Raw genomic sequence first — 21,188 nt, forward strand, 5'->3', positions numbered from 1 at the left:
CAACTTCTTAACAAAATTCTTTTTTTGAATGACTTACTTTTGTATTGTTCTTTTGAAATTAAAAATTACAGTAAGAATGGGGGTCATAATTCCTAAAAACTAGTCTGCAAAAAGTCTAGAACAGGAACCCATAAAGAAATAATCATGAAAAAATTAAAATACATACTAATTATCTTTGTGCTTTTATTTTCATCAAAAGAAATTTTAGCACAACAAGATTCTATTGCCTTGCAACGAAAAGCTAGAAAGTTATTAAGACAAGGAAACGAATTGTACAATAAAAATCAATTTACAGACGCTTCTGTTGCCTACCAAAAATCTTTAGGAGACAATGCTAACTATGATAAAGCATCTTACAACTTAGGAAATGCTTTTTATCAAAATAAAAATTTTAAAGAAGCAGTACCACAATACGAATTAACAGCAAAAACGGCTAAAGACAAATTTACAAAGGCAGAAGCGTACCATAATATTGGTAACGCCATGATGGAACAAAAACAATATCAACCTGCTGTAGATGCTTATAAAAATGCTCTTAGAAATAACCCTAATGATGATGAAACTCGTTATAATTTAGCCGTTGCTCAAAAATTATTAGAAAAAGAAAAGCAAGATAATAAAGATAAGAAAAACGATAAAAATAAGGACAAAAATAAAGATAACAAGGATAAAGACAAAGATAACAAGGACAAAAAGGATCAAAATAAAGACAAGAAGGACGGAGATAACAAAGATAAGAAAGACGATCAAGACAAAGGAGATAAGAACAAAGACAAAAAGCAAGATCCTAAAAAGGACGAGAAAAAAGACCAACAAAAACCGAAGCCACAACAAGGTAAAATGTCTCCGCAACAAATAAAACAATTGCTAGAAAGCTTAAATAACGAGGAAAAGAAAACTCAAAAGAAGATGAATGCTAAAAAAGCAAAAGGCAAAAAAGTAAAACAAGAAAAAGATTGGTAGTTTTAAAACTGTGTTATTGTTTATTCGTTTAATTGTTTAAGAGAATTCTATTTAAAATAAATGAAAAGTAAATTAATATTCATATTTCTATTTTTAGTAACCGTTTCTGTAGTAGCTCAAGAGGCAACTTTAACAGCAAAAGTGAGTAAAAATAAATTGGGTGTAAACCAACGTTTACGCATTGAGTTTACAATAAACAAACAAGGTGGAGACCATTTTTCTCCGCCAAATTTTACTAATTTTAAAGTAGTTGGTGGGCCTAGCCAGTCTGTAAGTCAGTCTTGGATAAACGGAAAATCTAGTTTTGCGCAATCTTACACTTACATTATTAAACCCAATAGAAAAGGAGAATTAACTATTGGAACAGCAAGTATTAAAATTGATGGAAAAACAATAAAAACAGATCCTATAAAAATTATTGTTTTAGATGCAGTAGAAATACCAAAAGACCCAAATGATCCGAATTATATTGCACAACAAAACATTCATTTAGTAGCAGAAATTTCTAAATCTAGACCGTATGTTGGAGAAGGAATTTATGTTGAATACAGATTATATGTAAGTGAAAATGTTAGTGTTTATGATACAGGCGTTACAGAAGCACCACAATACAATGGTTTTTGGAACCAAGCCATTAAAATAAAAAATTTCCCCGTAAAAATGGGAAAATACAATGGTGATGACTATAGATATATTGTACTCCAAAAAGCCTTATTAATACCTACAAAAACAGGAAATTTAACTATAGACCCTATGAAAATGGACATTGTTATTGGGGTACCTACAGGAAGAGCCGATTTTTTTGGAAACGTAATTACAAAAAATGTCAAAAAAGAATTTGCATCAGCAAAAAAAATAATTAGCCCAAGAAGTCTTCCTTTAGAAGGAAAACCAACAAACTTTGCAGGTGCTGTTGGTGATTTTAATTTTGACGTTACTTTAAGTAAAGGAGTCTTAAAAGCAAATGAAAGTTCGCAAATAAAAGTAGCTGTTTCTGGTGATGGAAATTTAAAATTATTTGAACTACCAGAGGTTACTACTCCGGTTGAGCTAGAAAAATATCAACCAGAAAGAAAAGAAAAAGTACAAGTAAGTCCTAACGGAATTTCGGGTACTGTTTCAGATTTATACACGGTTGTTCCTCAGTATAAAGGAAAATATAAGATACCAAACGTTTCCTTTTCTTATTTTAATCCGGATGAAAAAAAATACCATACAATTACAACAGATGATTTCTATGTAGATGTATTAGAAGGTAAAGAATTAAAACCTGCTGTAGACACCAATGCTACGCAAAAACACGATGTAGTTTCTACAGGTAAAAACTTTAGATACATTGAAACAAAAAGTAGCTTAGAGCGCATAGATACAGATGACTTCTTTAAATCTAACTTGTTTTATATTTTATTATTATTACCATTAATTACAATTCCTATTGGTATTTTTATTGCTAAAAAGAATGAAGAAAGAAGTAATGATCTTATTGGAAATAAACTTAGAAAAGCAGAAAGATTAGCTAAAAAATATTTATCTGAAGCGCAAAAACAATTAGGTAAAAAAGAAGCTTTTTACGAAGCCCTAGAGCGTGCATTACACAATTACTTAAAAGCAAAGTTAGGTATTGAAACAGCGGATATTAGTACAGAAAAAATTACAGAAATATTAGAAAACAAAAAGATTGAACCAACAACAATTGATCAATTTATTGAAGTTTTAAAACATTCTGATATGGCGCGTTACTCTCAAATAACGAATACAGAAATGGAAGCAGAATTTGAAAGAGCAAAACAAGTTATTGTTCAATTAGATAAACAATTATAATAAAATGCCCCTCACAGAGAGAACAGGTAAAATTTATTTACTCAAAAAATGAAAAGAATATTATTTTTATTATTGATAATTGCCAATTCGGTTACTGCACAAAGTGTAGATAGCTTATTTGTTTCTGCAAATAACTTTTATAAAGACGGCAAGTTTAATGAAGCTATTGCATTATACAAAAAGGTAGAAGCAAAAGAATTAGTATCATCAGAATTGTATTATAATTTAGGAAATTCTTACTATAAATTAAATAAAGTAGGTCCATCGATCTATTATTATGAAAAGGCTTTAAAATTAAATCCTTTAAATACGGATGTAAAAAATAATTTGGTGTTTGCAAAACGCTTAGCTTTAGATAATATTGAAGAATTACCAAAAACGGTATTGCAAAAATTTAATGCTAACTTTTTACAGCAACTCTCTTACAACCAATGGGCAATTGTTGTGGTTGTACTTTCTATTTTAGGTAGTTTCTTATTTTTATTATTCTATTTTGCTAAAGGTTCTTCTAAAAAACGGTTTTATTTTACCATAAGTATGATTAGTTTTATACTTTTAATTGCCGCTTTATTTATTACTTACAATCAATATAATTTTTCTAAAAAGAACATTGAAGCTATTGTTTTTGCAGAGAAAACAGCTGTTAGAAATGCACCCACTTTAAACTCTGAAGAAGTATTTACGTTGCATGAAGGAACAAAAGTATTTGTTTTAGATGGTGTAGATAATTGGAAAAAGATTAAAATTAAGGATGGTAAATTAGGTTGGATTATTGCTGACAAAATAAAAATAATAAATAATTTTTAATTAACACGTTTTTATATTTTGCTTTGTTATTTTAGCAATTCGAAAAAAATACATTTGAAAATAAAAATTGCCTTCTTTTTCTCTATCCTATTTATTGGTGTTCTTACGGCACCAACTATTATTAGTTTAGTAGATGAAAATCAAGATATTTCAATTTTCTTAAGTTTAAATGAAGAAGAAGAGGACAGTGAAGAAATAAAAACCTTTAAAGAATTAAAAGTTGTTCCAAATATTTATTTATCAGTATTCTTCAAAAAGATTCAAAAAAGAGAAATTGTAAGGTTTACTTCTAAGAACTACACCTCTTTATTTCCTAGAAAAACCACTCCACCACCCCAATTTGTGTTTTAACTTCCGCACAAAAAAAACAAAAATTTATAAAACTTAACAAAAACTCTATTTTAATCAAGAATAGAGGAAAAATATATTACATATGTTTAAAAACATTAAAAATGATTTACCTGCAAGTATTGTAGTGTTTTTCGTAGCATTACCTTTATGTCTAGGTATTGCATTAGCAAGTGGAGCACCATTATTTTCTGGAGTTATTGCAGGAATTATTGGTGGAGTTATAGTAGGTAGCCTTAGTGGCTCTAAACTTGGTGTTAGTGGTCCCGCAGCCGGATTAGCTGCAATTGTATTAACAGCCATTGGAACTTTAGGTAGTTATGAGAATTTTTTAGTAGCCGTTGTCTTAGCAGGAATTATCCAATTAATTTTCGGTTTTTTAAAAGCAGGAGTTATTGGTTACTATTTTCCATCCTCTGTAATTAAAGGAATGTTAACCGGTATTGGTATCATTATTATTTTAAAGCAAATCCCTCACTTTTTTGGGTATGATGCAGAACCAGAAGGAGCAGATAGTTTCTTAGAGGTTTCTGGAGAAAATACATTTTCTTCTCTTTTTAATATCTTTGATCACCTTATTTTAGGATCTGTTGTTATTGGTGTATTAGGATTGGCTGTAATCTTATTTTGGGATACCGTTTTAGCTAAAAAGGCTAAATTTTTCACAGTTATTCAAGGGCCATTAATTGCTGTGGTATTAGGTATTATTTTTTATCTATTAACAGGTTCTAATGAAACGTTGGCTATATCAACATCACATTTAGTAAGTGTACCTATTCCAGAAGATCTTAACTCGTTTTTAGGTCAGTTTAGCTTCCCTAATTTCGCAGCCATTACAAACCCAGAAGTATGGATTGTAGCCTTTACAATTGCCTTAGTAGCAAGTTTAGAAACCTTATTAAGTGTTGAGGCTTGTGATAAATTAGATCCCAACAAAAACGTAACTCCAACAAACAGAGAATTGTTAGCGCAAGGAGCAGGAAACATTATTTCTGGTTTAGTTGGTGGGTTACCAATTACTCAAGTAATTGTAAGAAGTTCTGCAAATGTACAGTCTGGAGGAAAAACAAAGTTATCGACAATTTTACACGGTTTCTTTTTGTTAATTTCTGTAATTTTAATCCCAAGCTTACTTAACAAAATTCCATTATCTGTTCTTGCTGCTATTCTATTAGTTGTAGGTTATAAGTTAGCAAAACCAGCACTTTTTAAACAAATGTATAAATTAGGATGGAAACAATTTGTGCCTTTTGTTGTTACCGTGGTTGGTATTGTTTTTACCGATTTATTAGTAGGTATTGGGTTAGGTCTTGCTGTAGGAATCGTTGTTATCTTGTTAAAGAGTTATCAAAACTCTCACTTTCTTCATATTGAAGATAAAAGTAATGGTAAACATAAAATAAAAATGACTTTGGCAGAAGAAGTAACATTTTTTAACAAAGGTGCCATCTTAAAAGAGTTAGATAGTTTACCTAGAGATACATCTTTAGAAATAAACTTAATTAAAACAAGGTATTTAGACAATGATATTATCGAAATTCTAGAAGATTTCTTGCATAAAGCAAAAGAAAGAAATATTGATATAAACTTAATCTCTAAACGTGGTATAGTAGAAAACCCAACTAGTTTTATTCATTTTTTTAACGATAGACCAAAATCAGATTTAAGTTTAAGTTAAGATCGATGAAAGAAGAAAAAAAATATAAAATTTTAGTATTATCAGATTTAAATAAATCTACAGGTAAAACTATAAAAAGCAGTATAAGTATTGCCAAAATAGTAAATGCAGATATTAACTTTTTCTATGTAAAAAAACCAACAGAAGTTGTAGAAAAAGAAAGTCAATTATCTGCAATGAGAACATTTAACAAAGAATATTTTTCTATAGATAAAACCATTAAAGGTTTAATAACACCAATTGCTAAAGAGTATCAGATAAATATAAATTATTCTTTTACCATTGGAAATTTAAAAAATGAAATAGAAAACCATATTAATGAAAACAAACCAGACATTATTGTTTTAGGAAAAAGAAAAACTAAAATAGTAAATTTTATGCGTGATAATATTACTCAGTTTATCCTTAAAAAACACAAAGGAACAATTGTTATTACTGATGATACTAATCCTTTAGAACCAAATAAAGAACTATCTTTAGGTTCATTGAATCAGACAAAATCTAAAAACGTAATTATTGAGAATATTTTAAGTTCATCTAAAAAACCTTTAACATCTTTTAAAATTTTAGACAGTTCTAGCAATTTAAAAGATGAATCGTTCTCAAAAGATAAAAATACAACTGAGTACGTTTTTGAAAAAGGAGATAATGTGGTAAAGAACATATCTACTTACTTATCAAAAAGTAGTATTAATTTACTTTTAGTAAATAGAAATCATAGCAATATGACAAAATCAAATATTAAAGAGGTAATTAACAATCTTAATTGCTCACTTATTTTAACAACATAAAACAAAACATTATGAAAGCACATACAAGAGAAACGCAAGCTACAATGACGCCTAAAAAAGCGTTAGATTTTTTAAAAGAAGGAAACCAAAGGTTTCAAAATAACCTAAAAGTAAACAGAAATCTTTTAGAGCAGGTAAACGATACTAGTGATGGTCAATTTCCTTTTGCTACTATTTTAAGCTGTATAGACTCTAGAGTATCTGCCGAATTAATTTTTGATCAAGGTTTCGGAGATGTTTTTAGTGTAAGAATTGCAGGTAATTTTGTAAATGAAGATATTTTAGGCAGTATGGAATTTGCCTGTAAACTAGCAGGAACCAAAGTAATTGTTGTTTTAGGACATACTGCTTGTGGTGCCATAAAGGGTGCTTGCGATAACGCAAAACTAGGAAACTTAACAGCACTGATTAACAAAATAAAACCCGCCGTTAATGCGGTAATAGAACCAAAAGACCCAAGCTTAAGAAACTCTAGTAATCTAGAGTTTGTAAATGAGGTTTCAGATAAAAATGTTCATATGACAATTGATAATATCCGTAGTCAAAGTCCTGTTTTAAAGGAAATGGAAGATGATGGAGAAATTACAATTGTAGGTGCTATGTATGATATTAAGGATGGTTTAGTAACATTCTACTAATTTAAAAATTAGTTCTTTAAAAAAGCCAATCCTTTAAAAGGATTGGCTTTTTTTGAAAAAATAAGTATTAAATTGTGCAACAATTATCAAACTGAATCTAAAAATTTATGAAAAAATTATTCTCAAACATAAAAGGTGATGCATTTGGTGGAATAACTGCAGGTATTGTTGCCCTACCATTGGCACTAGCTTTTGGGGTTTCTTCTGGTTTAGGCCCAAGCGCAGGTTTATATGGTGCTATTTTTATCAGTTTTTTTGCCGCCCTTTTTGGTGGAACAAGTACACAAATTTCTGGCCCCACTGCCCCAATGACAGCAGTAAGTATGGTAGTTGTAGCGGGTATAATTGCTGCAAATGATGGAGATATTACCAAAGCTTTACCCGCAATTTTAACGGTTTTTTTATTAGCCGGATTATTCCAAGTAGGATTAGGTTTAATTGGATTAGGTAAATATATTAGATACATTCCGTACCCTGTTGTATCTGGATTTATGACCGCCATTGGATTGATCATTTTACTTACACAAATATTACCAACAGTTGGCTATTACCCAAAAGAAGACATAGAATTTGTATCTCAATTTAAAGCGCAAGCAAACGAAGTAATTCTCGAAAATATCTTAAAGGAAGAGGCGGGAAAAGGTGTTTTAGTTTTAGAAAACTTTAAAGAAACTATTTCTAAAGCAGAAGTAATTACACCTATAGAAATAGAAAACGAATCTAAAATACTAGCCGCAAAAGAAACTTCTGGTGCATTAGGCGCTATTAAGGCTATTCCTAGAGCGCTACAAAATATTAATTGGCTAGAACTTATATTGGCATTAGGAACCATTTTTATAATCTATGGTTTTAAACGGATTACCACTAAAATTCCGAGTACGTTGGTTGCTTTAATTGTAATGTCTGGAATTGCAGTAGCCTTTAATTTAGATTATAAAAAAATTCAAGAAATTCCTAGTGGAATACCTTCCATTAAATGGGAAGTTTTTTCAGGCTTTTCTATCGATAATATTACTCCGTATATTTTTACAGCTTTAACATTAGCACTGTTGGGTGCCATAGATTCGCTTTTAACAAGTGTTGTTGCAGATAACATGACCAAAACAAAACATAAGCCAAATAGAGAGTTAATTGGTCAAGGAATAGGAAATAGTATTGCCGCATTATTTGGTGGAATTCCTGGTGCCGGAGCAACAATTAGAACTGTTGTAAACATTAATGCAGGAGGAAAAACTAAACTTTCAGGAATGATAGCTGGAGTTATGTTGTTAATAATTATGCTTGGTTTAGGCCCTATAGCCTCTAAAATTCCTGCTGCTGTTTTAGCAGGGATCTTAATAACAGTTGGTATTGGAGTTATGGATTATAAAGGCCTAAAAGCCATCCCTTTTTTACCAAGAGATATTAAATTTGGACCTATTCAATTAAGTTCTGAAGTATTAATAATGATTATAGTTTTACTGCTGTCAACATTCTGGAATTTAGTGTACGCTGTAGGTATTGGTTTAGTAATAGCTTCTTTAATGTTTATGAAAAAAATTGGAGATTTAACAGCAGAAAGATCTGATGTTAAGACTCTTAAAGAAGAAGCTTGGGATGATGAAATTAGTTTTCCTGAAAATTTAAAAGAAGAAGTTTTTATAAAACATATAAAAGGACCTTTATTTTTTGGATCAACTAGCGATTTTCAAGCACTTTATCTTCAAATTCCCGAAACTGCAAAAACTGTAATTTTACGTTTAGGTAGAATGCAATATATGGATCAATCTGGGTTATATGCTATGGAAGATATGCTACAAGATTTAAAGAAAAAAAACATTGAAGTTTTATTCGTAGAATTGTTACCACAACCAAAATACATGATGGAAAGGATTGATATTATTCCAGATTTTATTCCTAAAGAACACATTTTCGAAACTTTTGAAGCATCGGTAAATTGGATTAAAAAAAATATATAAAATAATATTTAAAGCTTAAAAAATATGGATTTAGATAAGGTATTCCAAAACAATGAGGATTGGGTAAAAAAGAAATTATCTGTTAATGAAAATTACTTTGAAGAATTAGGAAAAGGACAAAATCCTGAATTATTATATATTGGCTGTTCAGACAGTAGAGTTCCTGTAGGAGAGCTAATGGGAGCAAAACCCGGAGAAGTTTTTGTGCACCGTAATATAGCCAATATGGTTATTAGTATAGATTTAAATGTAATGTCTGTTTTAAATTATGCAATAGATCATTTAAAAGTGAAACATGTTATTGTATGTGGGCATTATGGTTGTGGTGGTGTTAAAGCTGCTATGCAATCTTCTGATCTAGGTATATTAAACCCCTGGTTAAGAAACATTAGAGATGTATATAGAATTCATTCTAAAGAACTTAATTCTATAAAGGATGAAAAAACAAAATACGAACGATTAGTAGAGTTAAATGTAAAAGAACAGTGCGTAAACTTAATTAAGACTGCTGCAGTACAAAAAGCATTTAGAGATCGTGGTTTAAAGGTACATGGCTGGGTTTTAGATATTCATACAGGGAAATTAATAGATCTTAAAATCAATTTTGAAAAATATTTAGAAGACATAATGCAAATTTATCATTTAGATTAAAAATAACCCCCAAGGGAAATTCCTTGGGGGTTATTTTTAACTTTACTTTACTATATGTAATAACCGAAAAACTTTTATACAGGTTTTTCTTCCTTAATTATTGATGGAAAAATAGTTGGTGCCACTTTTTTTACTGGGCCATATAAAATAGATTCTTTTAATGTTTCCTTTTCTATAAAAGGGATTGTATCATTCATTTTTCCGAAGAAAATAAAAACAACGCTCAATATTAATCCTATTTTTAGTGCTCCAAAGACACCTCCTAATATTTTATTTATAATTCCTAGAGAAGCAAAATCTGCTATTTTAGTCAATGCTTTTCCAAGAAGTGCAATTACCACAATTATAATTACAAAAGTAATAGCAAAAGAGGCTAAAGAAATATATTCTGGTTTCCAAGAAACATACTCTTTTAAAAAATCGGAAGCAAAATAAGAAAAATGGATTGCTTCATACACACCCCCTATTAGCGCTACCAAAGAGGCTACTTCTACAAACAAGCCTTTTAATAATCCTCTTACAAAACCAAAAAGCAATAAAGATGCTATTATAATATCAAAAATATTCATTAAATTAATTTCCCCAAACCTACATAATTTTTTGTCAATTTAAAAATGTCGGTTGTATCTTTACCACTTATAAAATAATAAGATGCCAAAAATAATGACCTTAAAAGAAAAGTGGGATTTGTTAGTTAGCAAATTAACCAATCAATTTGCAGATGGAGATGAATTAAATATGGATGGAATTATCTATCTAATTGGCGTACAAGAATTAGGGCAAGGAAAAATAGAATTTAAAAAAGACGAAAAAGTAAACTTAATGCATATTGCTATTTGTAAGCTTCTTGAACCTTATGGCTATTACGAATTTGAATTTTTTGATGATGATGGTTGGCCACATTACAAAACACTTACAGAGCTGCCAAACTTAAAACCTGGAGAACAAACGGTTTTAATGAAAGAGGCTGTAATTAACTATTTTGATGCCTTAAAATATTAATAGTCCTTTATTCTTACACACTATTAAAAAGAAGGGATTTCTCCTAAAGTCGGATGATAAAACTGGGTAGTAAAAAAATTAGAAATAGTAATAGAAAACACGTAAAACAGTACAATTGTCATCTCTTCGAAAGGAGAAATCTCATAACAGTGAAATCTCATCAACGAGCATTTTTCAATGCCTTCCCTATTCCGGATGAAGCGCCAATTAACTAAGCAACTTTATTATTAAAAGGCATAATTTAGATTTTTTAAGATACAATATACCTAATTTAATAGAGAAATAGTACTTTTGGTACGCTTCTTGAAAATAGCTTATAAAGAACAAATCAACCGTAAAAAAAAAATGAAAAAAATACTCGCTCTTATATTCTTAATTTCTTCATTCGCACACGCACAATATACAGTTAATGCCACCATGTCTCCAACAATAGATACAGATTGGGTTATATTGTACAAAATAGAAGGTGCATCACAAAGATTTATTCAAAACTCTAAAATTAAGATAGATACTATTAGTGTTCAAGGCAAAAAACAAGCCTTAGGCAGCTTTAGTTTTACATTACCAGAAAACACAAAAATAGGTTCTTATAGAATAACCTATAATTTAGAAAATGCAGGTTTTGTAGATTTTATTTTTAATAAAGAAGATGTAAGTTTTGGATTTAATCCAAAATATGCAAACCAAACGGTAACTTTTACAACCTCTAAAGAAAATATGGTATATAAAAGTTATTTAGACAAAAATTCTAAAGCGCAAGAAACATTAGATTCTATACAAGTTGCAGCCTTACAAAGCCCCGATTTAAATCTAAAAAAGAAATACAAAAAGGCTTTAAATAAAGTAAATGAAATTCAAAAAAATTATTTAGAAGCATCAAATGGCATGTATGTTCAGCCATTTATAAAAGCTTCCTTAAGAAATAACCCACCAGAAATTCTAGAGACTCCAGAAAAGTATATGTCTAATATGATCGATACTTTTTTTGACAATATTGACTTTAATAACGAAACATTACTAAACTCTTCTTTTTTAACTAGTAGAATAACAGATTATGTCTTTTATATTAACTATTCTGAAGATAAGGAAACACAACAAAATTTATTTAAAAAATCTGTAGATACAGTGCTTTCTAAAATTAATAATGTCACTTATAAAAAAGATGTAATTGAATTTTTAGTTACGCAGTTTGAAACATCAATGAACTTAGAATTAATAGACTATTTATTTGAAACTCATTACAACAAATTACCAGCTAACCTACAAGATAAAAAATTTAAAGAGGGAAAAAAAGCTTTATTTGCAGCAGAAATAGGTAGAATAGCTCCAGATTTCTCTTGGAAAGAAGACGGTAAAGTACTCACGCTTTCTAAATTAAAAGATGCAGAAAATTATTTATTGATATTTTGGAGTACTACTTGCTCTCATTGTTTACACGAAATTCCACTAGTATATAAATATTTAAAAGAAAATAAAAAAGTAAAAGTAATTGCGTTTTCTTTAGAAAAAGATGCTTTTGGTTGGAATAGCTACAAAAAAACTTTACCTAATTGGCATCATGTGTTAGGTTTAAATAAATGGCAAAATAAAACTGCCAGAACCTATAATATTGTTTCTACACCAAGTTATTTTATTTTAGATGCAAACAAAAAAATTATAGCAAAACCAGAGCTATTAAAAGATGTAAAACAATTTTTTACTGAAAAGTAATGCTAAAAAACATACTATTTTCATGTACTTTGTTTATCAGTCTATCCGTTTTGAGTCAGCAAAATTTTAAATTAAAAGATACTGCTCCAAATTTTAAATTATGGCTTATAGATGGTTCTAAATTAACCAATGAAGACACTAAAGGAAAAGTAGTTGTTTTAAAATTTTGGTTTACCTCTTGCATGCCATGTTTAACCGATATTCCTACATTAAATAGCCTTGTAAAAGAGTTTGAAAAAAGAGATGATATTTTATTTATTGCACCTGCATTAGACAGAAAACCTGTTATAGAAAAATTATTAGAAGTACATCCTTTTCACTTTAAAATTGCTTATTCTGCTATGGATGTTAGCCGAAAATTTAACAAACAACAGGTTTATCCATCGTATTTTATCATCAATAAAAAAGGAGAAATTACTTATATAGATAGTGGCAGCAAAAAATCTGATGTTAAAAATCTAAGAGAAGCAATTATAAAATCTTTAAAGTAAATAGATCACTTCTTATTCTTTGCCTGTTTTAAAGAGGTGATAACAATACCAATTATCACCAAAAATGCACCAAAAAATTGAAGTAACGTTAATCTTTCTCCTAAGAAAAAAGACGCTAATACAATTGTAGATATAGGCCCAACACCCGCTACAATTGCAAAATTAGAAGAGCTAATCATTTTTATGGAAGTACTTACTAAAAAAGAAGGAATTACCGTTGCAAAGATTGCAATTACAAATCCATAACCATAGACTTGCCAAGGTAAATTAAACAAGTCTGTTTCTCCCATAAAACTAAAGTGTACAAACACACACAAACAAGAAACTAACATGGCATAAGCCGTAAATTTAACCACTCCAAATTTAGGAATTAACCAACCACTTCCAACCAAATAAGAGGCATAGGTTATGGCACTTAAAAGCACAAAAAAGCCTCCTAAATACACGTTGTTTCCAGAAATGTCTACTTCATCAGAAAAAGCAATTACAATTCCTAAATAAGATAAAAAGATAGCAAGTGCTTGAAATTTGGTAATAGGTTGTTTAAATAAGAGCCTATTTAATAAAATTACAATTGTTGGGTATACAAATAAAATAATACGTTCTAAACTCGCTTTAATATAGGTTAAACCCTCAAAATCGAAATAGCTTGCTAGATAATAACCTACTACCCCAAAAAACACCACCCAATAATAATCTTTTTTAGTAATATTAATATGATGATTTTCTTTTCGGTACAAGTACGCGATTACCACATAAAAAGGAAATGAAAATAACATTCTTAGTAACAACATGGTAATTGCATCTACATTATAATTGTATGCAAGCTTCACCATTACTGCTTTAGAAGAAAAAAGCACAATGCCCAAAACACCTAAGAAAACACCCAACCAAAAGTTTTTTTTCATCATAAGACGAAACTAAAACTTAGGGTTTTAAAAAAATGTTTTCAAATTAAACGAATACGATGTTCAGAAAGGTATCTATGCTATTAATTCTGAGATTTAGGTTTACCTAAATACGTTTAGCTCTAAAAAATATCGGTTGTCAAAAACTGAATCAACAACCTCGATCTACTGGCAAGGAGTATGCTTCCGAGACTAATACTTTTCATTTGTAGTAAAGCCAATGGGGAATTAAATACTTAGCTATCGCCCTGCGATTAAAAATGAAGAAAAGCATCTTCTAAATGCTCAATTTTTGTTTTATTTTTTTGATGAATAATGGCAATAATATCAAACCGAACCTCAACATCTAAATCTTTTTCTACCACATAATAATCTATTGCAGAAACTAATAATTTAATTTTTTTTTCTTTTACAGCATCTTGTGGTTCTTCAAAATAATCTGAACTTCTTGTTTTTACTTCAACAGCCGCTAATATTTCTCCTTTTTGAGCAATAATATCTACCTCTGCTTTTAAATAACGATAGTTTGTTTCTAGGATTTTATAATCGCTTTTTAATAAAAAATCGATGGCTAACTTTTCTCCTATTTTACCAAGTTCATTGTGTTCTGCCATAGTAATAGTTTAAAGTATTCAGTGGCAGTTTTCAGTCATCAAATTGCCAATGTGTTAATTTACAAAATAATTGACAAACCAAACCTCAAAGATTTTAAAACCCCTTGAGGTTTACTTTATAAAAACACATTAATTTATTCTTCATAAACAACAGAACTCTGTCCAGATCCAACGGTTAATTCAATATTTCTTCCTAAAATCAAAGCTCGGTTATCTGGTTTATGTCCGGCAGGAAAATCAAATAAAACAGGAAAATCGTATTCTTTTACAACATCTAAAACTAGTTCTTCAATAGTATGTCCCCATTTGGTAGAATTGTATTTAATTTTAGAAATATCACCAATTATTAAACCTTTACAATTATTAAAATAACCCGCTCTTTTTAAGCTTTGTAACATTCTGTCGATGCTATATTTGTATTCTCCAATTTCTTCAACAAAAAGTATTTTTCCTTTAGTATCCGTCTGACTATTTGAGCCCAACATAGAAGATAATAATGCCAAGTTTCCACCAACTATTTGTCCGTTAGCAATACCTTTTCTATTGTATTTAGAAGAAGGAATAGTGTACTTTAATTGTTTTCCGAAAAGTGCTTTTTTAAACGATGCTAGAGTTTCTAAAATTAATTCTGGTTTATCATCTACACTTGTGCCCATCATTGCGTGCATGGTTTCTACACCTAAATTATGAATATGACTGTGAAAAGCAGTAATATCTGAGTAACCAATTATCCATTTTGGATGTTTTAAAAATGCCGTATAATCTAATCTATCTAAAACCCTTACAGAACCATAACCACCACGTCCTGCCCAAATTGCTTTTATATTTGGGTTGTCTAAAGCTTTTTGAAAATCTGCCGTTCTTTCTTCATCAGAACCTGCAAAATGACCGTTCTGATTAAAAATATGTTTTCCTAAAACTACTTTTAAGCCCCAACTTTCTGCTAATTTTTTTGCTTTAAAAATAGTTTCTTGCCTATTTTTTAAAATTCCTGCAGGCGCTACAATAGCAATCGTGTCTCCCTTTTGTAAATAAGGTGGCGTAATTAATTTATCTTGGGCATTTACGGATGAGAAAATCATCAAAACTAAGGCGGTAAAAATCGTTTTTTTATTCAAAATGTGTCTTGTTTCTTGGTTGGAATACTCTAAAAATGTATTTACTGTAAATGTATTAATTTTCAATGGTTTTTAAAACTCCCTTTTTCGTACTTTTGCACTTCAAAATTCAGTCCAAAATTAATACATAGAACACATGAGTGCTCCAAGAAGATATACAATTACTGCCGCTTTACCATATACAAACGGTCCCATACATATTGGTCATTTAGCAGGCGTTTACGTTCCTGCAGATATTTATGCGCGTTATTTACGTTTAACGGGTAATGATGTTGCCTACATTTCTGGTTCGGATGAGCACGGTGCTGCCATACCAATGAAAGCAAAAAAAGAAGGTGTTTCTCCGCAAGTGATTATTGATAAATACCACGGAATTATTAAAAAATCTTTTGAAGATTTCGGAATTTCTTTTGATAACTACTCTAGAACCTCCTCTAAAATTCATCATGAAACTGCTTCTGATTTTTTTACAAAATTGTATAATGATGGCGAATTTATAGAAGAAGTTTCTGCTCAATTGTATGATGAAGAAGCAAATCAGTTTTTAGCAGATAGATTTGTGGTTGGAACTTGCCCAAAATGTGGTTTCGAAGAAAGTTATGGAGACCAATGTGAAAACTGCGGAACAAGCCATAATGCAACTGATTTAATAAACCCAAAATCTTCTATTACAGGAAACACACCAAGTTTAAAAGAAACAAAACACTGGTTTTTACCTTTAGATAAACACGAAGCTTTTTTACGTGAGTGGATTTTAGAAGGGCATAAAAAAGATTGGAAACCTAATGTTTACGGACAAGTAAAAAGTTGGGTAGAAGATGGTTTAAGACCAAGAGCCGTAACGAGAGATTTAGATTGGGGAATTCCGGTTCCTTTAAAAGATGCCGAAGGAAAAGTGCTATATGTTTGGTTTGATGCGCCAATTGGATACATTTCATCTACCAAAGAATGGGCAGCAAGAGAAGGCAAAAATTGGGAAGATTACTGGAAAAAAGACGATACTAAATTGGTGCATTTTATAGGGAAAGACAATATTGTTTTTCACTGTATTATTTTCCCTGCCATGTTAAAAGCACACGGAGATTATATTTTACCAGATAATGTACCTGCAAATGAGTTCTTAAATTTAGAAGGAAATAAATTATCAACGTCTAAAAATTGGGCTGTTTGGTTACACGAATATTTAGAAGAATTTCCAAATCAGCAAGATGTTTTACGTTACACCTTAACAGCAAACGCACCAGAAAGTAAAGACAACGATTTTACTTGGAAAGATTTTCAGGCTAAAAACAACAACGAATTGGTTGCTATTTTTGGTAATTTTATTAACAGAGTAGTGGTTTTAACCAATAAATATTATGAAGGGATTGTTCCTGCTCCAAATGATTTTACAGAAGTAGATGAAGATGTTTTAGCCGCTGTAAAAGAGTTTCCAAATATTATTGGAAAGTCTATTGAAAGATATCGTTTTAGAGAAGCAAGCCAAGAATTAATGAACTTAGCTAGACTTGGTAACAAGTATTTAGCAGATGAAGAGCCTTGGAAAGTTATAAAAGTAGATGCAGAACGCGTACAAACAATTATGTATGTTGCTTTGCAAATTTCTGCTGCTTTAGCCGTAGTTTCTAAACCATTTTTACCGTTTACTTCAGATAAATTAAAAGGGATTTTAAATATTGATGATGCTCTTTCTTGGGAAGATGTTACAGAAAAGGATGTTTTATTACCAGCAGCTCACCAAATAAACAAAGCCGAATTGTTGTTTTCTAAAATTGAAGATCAAACGATAGAAGCTCAAGTAGAAAAATTAGAAGCGACTAAAATTGCCAACGAACAAGAAAATAAAGTGGTAGAACCACAAAAAGAAACCATAGAATTTGATGACTTTACCAAATTAGATATTAGAATTGGTACCATTTTAGAAGCTGAAAAAGTAGCTAAAACAAAGAAGCTTTTAAAGTTAAAAGTTGATGTTGGTATAGACACAAGAACTATTGTTTCTGGTATTGCAGAAAGCTTTTCTCCAGAAGATATTATTGGCCAACAAGTGTCTGTATTAGTAAATTTAGCACCAAGAAAAATTAGAGGTGTAGAAAGCCAAGGAATGATTTTAATGACAGATACTCCTGATGGAAAACTAGCTTTTGTAGAACCTACAAAGGCAGTTAAAAATGGGCAACAGGTTAGTTAATACAAACTTATTTATATAAAAGAAAGTCGCTTTTAGCGACTTTCTTTTATATTTTTACAGAAGTATTTCTGCATATAGTTTTATCTTTTTTGATATAAAGAGAAATCACAAAAAGTTACGCCGTATTGTACAATCTGGTTTGTGAGACTTCTCCTTTATTCAAAGCAGTAAGTTTTTAGGGTATAGCGTTTTTAAATAAAAACAACTATTATTCAATATTTAAAAGAAAATTACAATTTTTTACAAGAAATAAATTATTATTCATAAATTACAACACATAATATAACTTTATATCGAGAATTATAAACGATTCACAGATCATTTTATTCACTTTAACGAAATAAAACACTAGACATCAAATAATTAAATAATTTAGCACCAAGGTAATATAATCCCTATAAAGTATTTAGAGAAGTAATTTGTTAGAAATCCCTAAATTTATAACAAACTAAAGTTACTCTCCCTATGCTAAATCGCTAAAACATTCATTTGTTTTTAGCGATTTTCATTTTACTCAAAATTCATTTTAAATTTAATACTTCTAGTAGATCAACCTAAAACACTACTCTTTTTGAATTCGTTAATAAACGGTTGTTTATAAATTCTTTTTCCTAATGCAGCGTTAATTGCGTTTGCAACGGCACCTCCTGCAGGCGGTAAACCTGGTTCTCCTAATCCTGTTGGCGATAAATTATTTTTTACAAAATGCACTTCTACTTTTGGTGTTTCTTGCATTCTAATTAAACGATACGTATCAAAGTTTTTAGAATTTGGTTTTCCGTCCTTAAAAGAGAAATCTGCATACATGGCATGCCCAATTCCGTCTAAAACGCCACCTTCTAACTGGTTTCTTGCTCCTGTTGGATTTACAACAATACCACAATCTACGGCAACAGTTACTTTTTTTATTACCGGAAGACCGTCTTTTAATACAATATCTGCAATTTCTGCAACGTGTGTATTATGACTATAATATGCAGAAAAACCTTGAAAAACTCCTTTTTCTGTTTTTCCCCAATTTCCTTTATCTTTCACTAGTTTAATAGTGTCTTCCATTCTTTGTCCAGAATATTGTATCTTTTTATCTGTAGTACCTTTTACATTCTGCAATAAATCTAAACGTAATTGAATGGTATCTACATTTAATTCTGATGCTAATTCATCAAAAAAACTTTGCTCTGCAAATGCCAAAAAGTTGGTATAAGGAGCTCTCCATGCACCAGTTGTAATATTACTATTATAACTGCCCGTTTCTATTTTATAATTAGGAATACATCCTGCAGGAAAAAAATTAGCGATTAAACCATACATATTACCACCTACAGCTGCTTCTTTTAAATGATAACCGGTTACTTGTCCGTTTTTTAGAGCTGCCTTTATTCTATATTTTACAGCAGGTTTATAAACACCTGTTGTCATATCATCTTCTCTAGTAGAAACCAATTTTACAGGTTTTTTAATTGTATTAGATATTTCTGCAGCTTCATACACAAAATCTCCGTACAATCTTCTACCAAAGCCACCGCCCATTCTGGTCATTTCTAAAGAGATTTTATCAATATCAAAATCCAACAAATCTGCAACCACATTTGCTGCAAATTCTGGTGTTTGCACAGGCCCTGCTAAATGAATTTTTTCTGATGTAACATCAGCATAAAAATTCATGGGTTCCATACAATTGTGTGGTAAAAAAGACGAATGATATGTTTTTTCTATCACTTTATCTGCTGTTGCAAAAGCCTTTTTTATATCTCCATCCTCTCTTCTTGTTTTTAATTTTTTGCCTTCTAAAATTTCAGTTAAAACTGTATCATGGTTTTCTGTAGATTCTAATTTACTGTCTTTTTTCCAAACTGCTGTAAGTGCTTTTTTACCTTTAATTGCTGCCCAAGTATTTTCTGCAATCACTACTACTTTATCTGTTTCAGACATTTGAAATGTCCAATTTTTCTTACCAGATGCTACATACTTTCTTACTTTATTGCCTATGGTAATAACATCAATTACACCTTTTACTTTCTTTGCTTCTGTTGCATCAAAACTTTCTAATATTTGACCAAAAGCTGGTGGCCTTAAAACAGAAGCAATCACCATTCCGTCTGTTTTATAGTCTAATCCAAAAAGAGGTTTTCCTGTGATAATTTTATCGATATCTACATTTATAATTTCCTGACCAATAATTGTAAAATCTTTTGCCTCTTTTAACTTTACATTTTCTGGAACTTCTAATACTGCAGCTTCTTTTACAACATCTCCATAGCCTAATGTATTACCACTTGAGTTTGTAATAATTCCTTTAGAAGCCTTACATGTATTAGCATCTACATTCCATTTTGCAGCTGCAGCATTTATCAACATTTGTTTGGTGGTTGCTCCTGTTTGTCTTAAAGCATCCCAACTAAAACGAATAGACTGACTTCCACCGGCTATTTGTCTGGTAAAATTATTAGTATCTAAATTTCCTTGTACCACGTTTACCTTACTCCACTCAACATCTAATTCTTCTGCAATAAGCATTGGCATTGCTGTTTTTACACCTTGCCCAATTTCTGGATTTGGCGAAAAAATAGTAACATAACCATCATCAGAAATTTTAATAAATGCATTAAAATCATTGAAATTTAATTTTGTAATGTCTACAGGCATCACTGCCTCTGGTTTACAAGCCGTTAATAAATTAAACCCAATTAAAATACCACCACCTGCTAAAACTGATGCCTTTAAAAAGTTTCTTCTGCTAAAATTATTCTTTGTAATAGATTCCATTTTGTGAAGTAGTTTTATGATTAAGACATTTTATTTGCAGCAACTTTTACCGCTTTTTCAATTCTATTATAAGAAGCACATCTACAAATATTACCGTGCATGGCTTCTCTAATTTCTTCTTCTGAAGGGTTTTTATTTTCCGCTAAAAATGCAGAAGCAGTCATAATTTGTCCTGCTTGGCAATACCCACATTGAGGCACATCAATCTCTTTCCAGGCTTCTTGCACTGGGTGTTTTCCATCATCAGACAATCCTTCTATGGTAGTGATTTTTACATCATCTAAAATAGAAACTTGCATTTGACAACTTCTTGTTGCAACGCCGTCTATATGTACTGTACATGCGCCACATTGCGCAATACCGCAACCAAATTTTGTACCCACTAAATTGAGTTCATCTCTTAAAATCCATAACAATGGCGTATCTGCATCGACAGTTACTTTACGCGCTGTTCCGTTAATATGAAGTGTGTAATTTGGCATAGAAAATAAGTTTTAAATTAAAGTTGGAAGTTACAAAAAATTGCTTTCGTTATTTTAACTAGACGTTTAATGAGTATGTTTTTGGTTTTTTTTAACAAAAAAAAAGATTTAATCAACTGAACGAAAAACAAATACAAAACAGGACCGTTGTATATAAATAAAAAAGAATCCACCCAAAAAATGGGCGGATTCCTCTTTTTCAATACAATTTTACGCAGCCTTATCTTCCTGTTTTTATTCTGTTTCTTATT

Annotated in this window: 19 protein-coding genes; 13 read left to right on the forward strand and 6 right to left on the reverse strand. The window is 30.4% G+C overall.

Going from position 1 to position 21,188, the window contains the following annotated elements; translation table 11 throughout:
• The first annotated feature begins 144 nt into the window (after positions 1 to 144).
• From JOP69_RS11705 to JOP69_RS11745, 9 genes are all read left to right on the forward strand, one after another.
• Positions 145 to 963 carry a tetratricopeptide repeat protein gene (locus tag JOP69_RS11705; protein WP_203392773.1) on the forward strand — a complete coding sequence of 273 codons (819 nt, stop codon included), beginning with the start codon at positions 145 to 147 and terminating at the stop codon, positions 961 to 963.
• A 60-nt stretch (positions 964 to 1,023) separates the two neighbouring features.
• On the forward strand, positions 1,024 to 2,784 hold the full coding sequence (locus JOP69_RS11710; protein WP_203392774.1) for a BatD family protein: 1,761 nt from the start codon (positions 1,024 to 1,026) through the stop codon (positions 2,782 to 2,784).
• A 48-nt stretch (positions 2,785 to 2,832) separates the two neighbouring features.
• Positions 2,833 to 3,591 carry a tetratricopeptide repeat protein gene (locus JOP69_RS11715; RefSeq protein ID WP_203392775.1) on the forward strand — a complete coding sequence of 253 codons (759 nt, stop codon included), beginning with the start codon at positions 2,833 to 2,835 and terminating at the stop codon, positions 3,589 to 3,591.
• Between the two features lie 54 nt (positions 3,592 to 3,645).
• Positions 3,646 to 3,942 (forward strand): hypothetical protein, encoded by a 297-nt coding sequence (locus JOP69_RS11720; protein ID WP_203392776.1) that lies wholly within the window; start codon positions 3,646 to 3,648, stop codon positions 3,940 to 3,942.
• An 82-nt stretch (positions 3,943 to 4,024) separates the two neighbouring features.
• On the forward strand, positions 4,025 to 5,617 hold the full coding sequence (locus JOP69_RS11725; RefSeq protein ID WP_203392777.1) for a SulP family inorganic anion transporter: 1,593 nt from the start codon (positions 4,025 to 4,027) through the stop codon (positions 5,615 to 5,617).
• 5 nt (positions 5,618 to 5,622) lie between these two features.
• Positions 5,623 to 6,408, forward strand: coding sequence for a universal stress protein (locus tag JOP69_RS11730; RefSeq protein ID WP_203392778.1), 786 nt, complete (start codon positions 5,623 to 5,625; stop codon positions 6,406 to 6,408).
• An 11-nt stretch (positions 6,409 to 6,419) separates the two neighbouring features.
• Positions 6,420 to 7,046 (forward strand): carbonic anhydrase family protein, encoded by a 627-nt coding sequence (locus JOP69_RS11735; protein WP_203392779.1) that lies wholly within the window; start codon positions 6,420 to 6,422, stop codon positions 7,044 to 7,046.
• A gap of 107 nt (positions 7,047 to 7,153) precedes the next feature.
• A complete protein-coding gene (locus tag JOP69_RS11740) occupies positions 7,154 to 9,004 on the forward strand; it encodes a SulP family inorganic anion transporter (protein ID WP_203392780.1) in 1,851 nt (616 codons plus the stop codon).
• 24 nt (positions 9,005 to 9,028) lie between these two features.
• Positions 9,029 to 9,655, forward strand: coding sequence for a carbonic anhydrase (locus tag JOP69_RS11745; protein ID WP_203392781.1), 627 nt, complete (start codon positions 9,029 to 9,031; stop codon positions 9,653 to 9,655).
• A gap of 74 nt (positions 9,656 to 9,729) precedes the next feature.
• On the opposite strand, the gene JOP69_RS11750 is transcribed toward JOP69_RS11745, so the two are convergent.
• Positions 9,730 to 10,224, reverse strand: a complete 495-nt coding sequence (locus JOP69_RS11750; protein ID WP_203392782.1) for a CvpA family protein — start codon at positions 10,222 to 10,224, stop codon at positions 9,730 to 9,732.
• Between the two features lie 82 nt (positions 10,225 to 10,306).
• On the opposite strand from JOP69_RS11750, the gene JOP69_RS11755 reads away from it, so the two are divergent.
• From JOP69_RS11755 to JOP69_RS11765, 3 genes are all read left to right on the forward strand, one after another.
• Positions 10,307 to 10,657, forward strand: a complete 351-nt coding sequence (locus JOP69_RS11755; RefSeq protein WP_203392783.1) for a hypothetical protein — start codon at positions 10,307 to 10,309, stop codon at positions 10,655 to 10,657.
• Between the two features lie 345 nt (positions 10,658 to 11,002).
• Positions 11,003 to 12,367: a TlpA disulfide reductase family protein gene (locus JOP69_RS11760; protein WP_203392784.1), complete on the forward strand. Its 1,365-nt coding sequence runs from the start codon at positions 11,003 to 11,005 to the stop codon at positions 12,365 to 12,367.
• A complete protein-coding gene (locus JOP69_RS11765; protein ID WP_203392785.1) occupies positions 12,367 to 12,858 on the forward strand; it encodes a TlpA disulfide reductase family protein in 492 nt (163 codons plus the stop codon). Before JOP69_RS11760 ends, JOP69_RS11765 begins: the two co-directional genes overlap by 1 nt.
• A gap of 5 nt (positions 12,859 to 12,863) precedes the next feature.
• On the opposite strand, the gene JOP69_RS11770 is transcribed toward JOP69_RS11765, so the two are convergent.
• The 3 genes from JOP69_RS11770 to JOP69_RS11780 all read right to left on the reverse strand — a co-directional run bounded on the left by JOP69_RS11770 (position 12,864) and on the right by JOP69_RS11780 (position 15,564).
• A complete protein-coding gene (locus JOP69_RS11770; protein ID WP_203392786.1) occupies positions 12,864 to 13,769 on the reverse strand; it encodes a DMT family transporter in 906 nt (301 codons plus the stop codon).
• Positions 13,770 to 14,020: 251 nt separating this feature from the next.
• Positions 14,021 to 14,380 (reverse strand): YraN family protein, encoded by a 360-nt coding sequence (locus JOP69_RS11775; RefSeq protein ID WP_203392787.1) that lies wholly within the window; start codon positions 14,378 to 14,380, stop codon positions 14,021 to 14,023.
• A gap of 134 nt (positions 14,381 to 14,514) precedes the next feature.
• Positions 14,515 to 15,564, reverse strand: a complete 1,050-nt coding sequence (locus tag JOP69_RS11780) for an LD-carboxypeptidase (RefSeq protein ID WP_368377895.1) — start codon at positions 15,562 to 15,564, stop codon at positions 14,515 to 14,517.
• Positions 15,565 to 15,634: 70 nt separating this feature from the next.
• Between JOP69_RS11780 and metG the strand changes: the two genes are divergently transcribed.
• A complete protein-coding gene (gene metG / locus JOP69_RS11785; RefSeq protein ID WP_203392788.1) occupies positions 15,635 to 17,689 on the forward strand; it encodes a methionine--tRNA ligase in 2,055 nt (684 codons plus the stop codon).
• 549 nt (positions 17,690 to 18,238) lie between these two features.
• On the opposite strand, the gene JOP69_RS11790 is transcribed toward metG, so the two are convergent.
• Together JOP69_RS11790 and JOP69_RS11795 are read right to left on the reverse strand one after the other, a co-directional pair.
• Positions 18,239 to 20,455: a xanthine dehydrogenase family protein molybdopterin-binding subunit gene (locus JOP69_RS11790; RefSeq protein ID WP_203392789.1), complete on the reverse strand. Its 2,217-nt coding sequence runs from the start codon at positions 20,453 to 20,455 to the stop codon at positions 18,239 to 18,241.
• Between the two features lie 20 nt (positions 20,456 to 20,475).
• Positions 20,476 to 20,937: a (2Fe-2S)-binding protein gene (locus JOP69_RS11795; RefSeq protein ID WP_203392790.1), complete on the reverse strand. Its 462-nt coding sequence runs from the start codon at positions 20,935 to 20,937 to the stop codon at positions 20,476 to 20,478.
• Between the last annotated feature and the right edge of the window lie 251 nt (positions 20,938 to 21,188).

This window comes from Polaribacter sp. Q13, from assembly GCF_016858305.2.
Taxonomy (GTDB): Bacteria; Bacteroidota; Bacteroidia; order Flavobacteriales; family Flavobacteriaceae; genus Polaribacter.

Bases quoted from the DNA above. Each gene is read 5' to 3' on its own strand.
- JOP69_RS11705 (WP_203392773.1), top strand. From the start codon at position 145: ATGAAAAAATTAAAATACATACTAATTATCTTTGTGCTTTTATTTTCA.
- JOP69_RS11710 (WP_203392774.1), top strand. From the start codon at position 1,024: ATGAAAAGTAAATTAATATTCATATTTCTATTTTTAGTAACCGTTTCT.
- JOP69_RS11715 (WP_203392775.1), top strand. From the start codon at position 2,833: ATGAAAAGAATATTATTTTTATTATTGATAATTGCCAATTCGGTTACT.
- JOP69_RS11725 (WP_203392777.1), top strand. From the start codon at position 4,025: ATGTTTAAAAACATTAAAAATGATTTACCTGCAAGTATTGTAGTGTTT.
- JOP69_RS11730 (WP_203392778.1), top strand. From the start codon at position 5,623: ATGAAAGAAGAAAAAAAATATAAAATTTTAGTATTATCAGATTTAAAT.
- JOP69_RS11735 (WP_203392779.1), top strand. From the start codon at position 6,420: ATGAAAGCACATACAAGAGAAACGCAAGCTACAATGACGCCTAAAAAA.
- JOP69_RS11740 (WP_203392780.1), top strand. From the start codon at position 7,154: ATGAAAAAATTATTCTCAAACATAAAAGGTGATGCATTTGGTGGAATA.
- JOP69_RS11745 (WP_203392781.1), top strand. From the start codon at position 9,029: ATGGATTTAGATAAGGTATTCCAAAACAATGAGGATTGGGTAAAAAAG.
- JOP69_RS11750 (WP_203392782.1), bottom strand. From the start codon at position 10,224: ATGAATATTTTTGATATTATAATAGCATCTTTATTGCTTTTTGGTTTT.
- JOP69_RS11755 (WP_203392783.1), top strand. From the start codon at position 10,307: ATGCCAAAAATAATGACCTTAAAAGAAAAGTGGGATTTGTTAGTTAGC.
- JOP69_RS11760 (WP_203392784.1), top strand. From the start codon at position 11,003: ATGAAAAAAATACTCGCTCTTATATTCTTAATTTCTTCATTCGCACAC.
- JOP69_RS11765 (WP_203392785.1), top strand. From the start codon at position 12,367: ATGCTAAAAAACATACTATTTTCATGTACTTTGTTTATCAGTCTATCC.
- JOP69_RS11770 (WP_203392786.1), bottom strand. From the start codon at position 13,769: ATGATGAAAAAAAACTTTTGGTTGGGTGTTTTCTTAGGTGTTTTGGGC.
- JOP69_RS11775 (WP_203392787.1), bottom strand. From the start codon at position 14,380: ATGGCAGAACACAATGAACTTGGTAAAATAGGAGAAAAGTTAGCCATC.
- metG (WP_203392788.1), top strand. From the start codon at position 15,635: ATGAGTGCTCCAAGAAGATATACAATTACTGCCGCTTTACCATATACA.
- JOP69_RS11790 (WP_203392789.1), bottom strand. From the start codon at position 20,455: ATGGAATCTATTACAAAGAATAATTTTAGCAGAAGAAACTTTTTAAAG.
- JOP69_RS11795 (WP_203392790.1), bottom strand. From the start codon at position 20,937: ATGCCAAATTACACACTTCATATTAACGGAACAGCGCGTAAAGTAACT.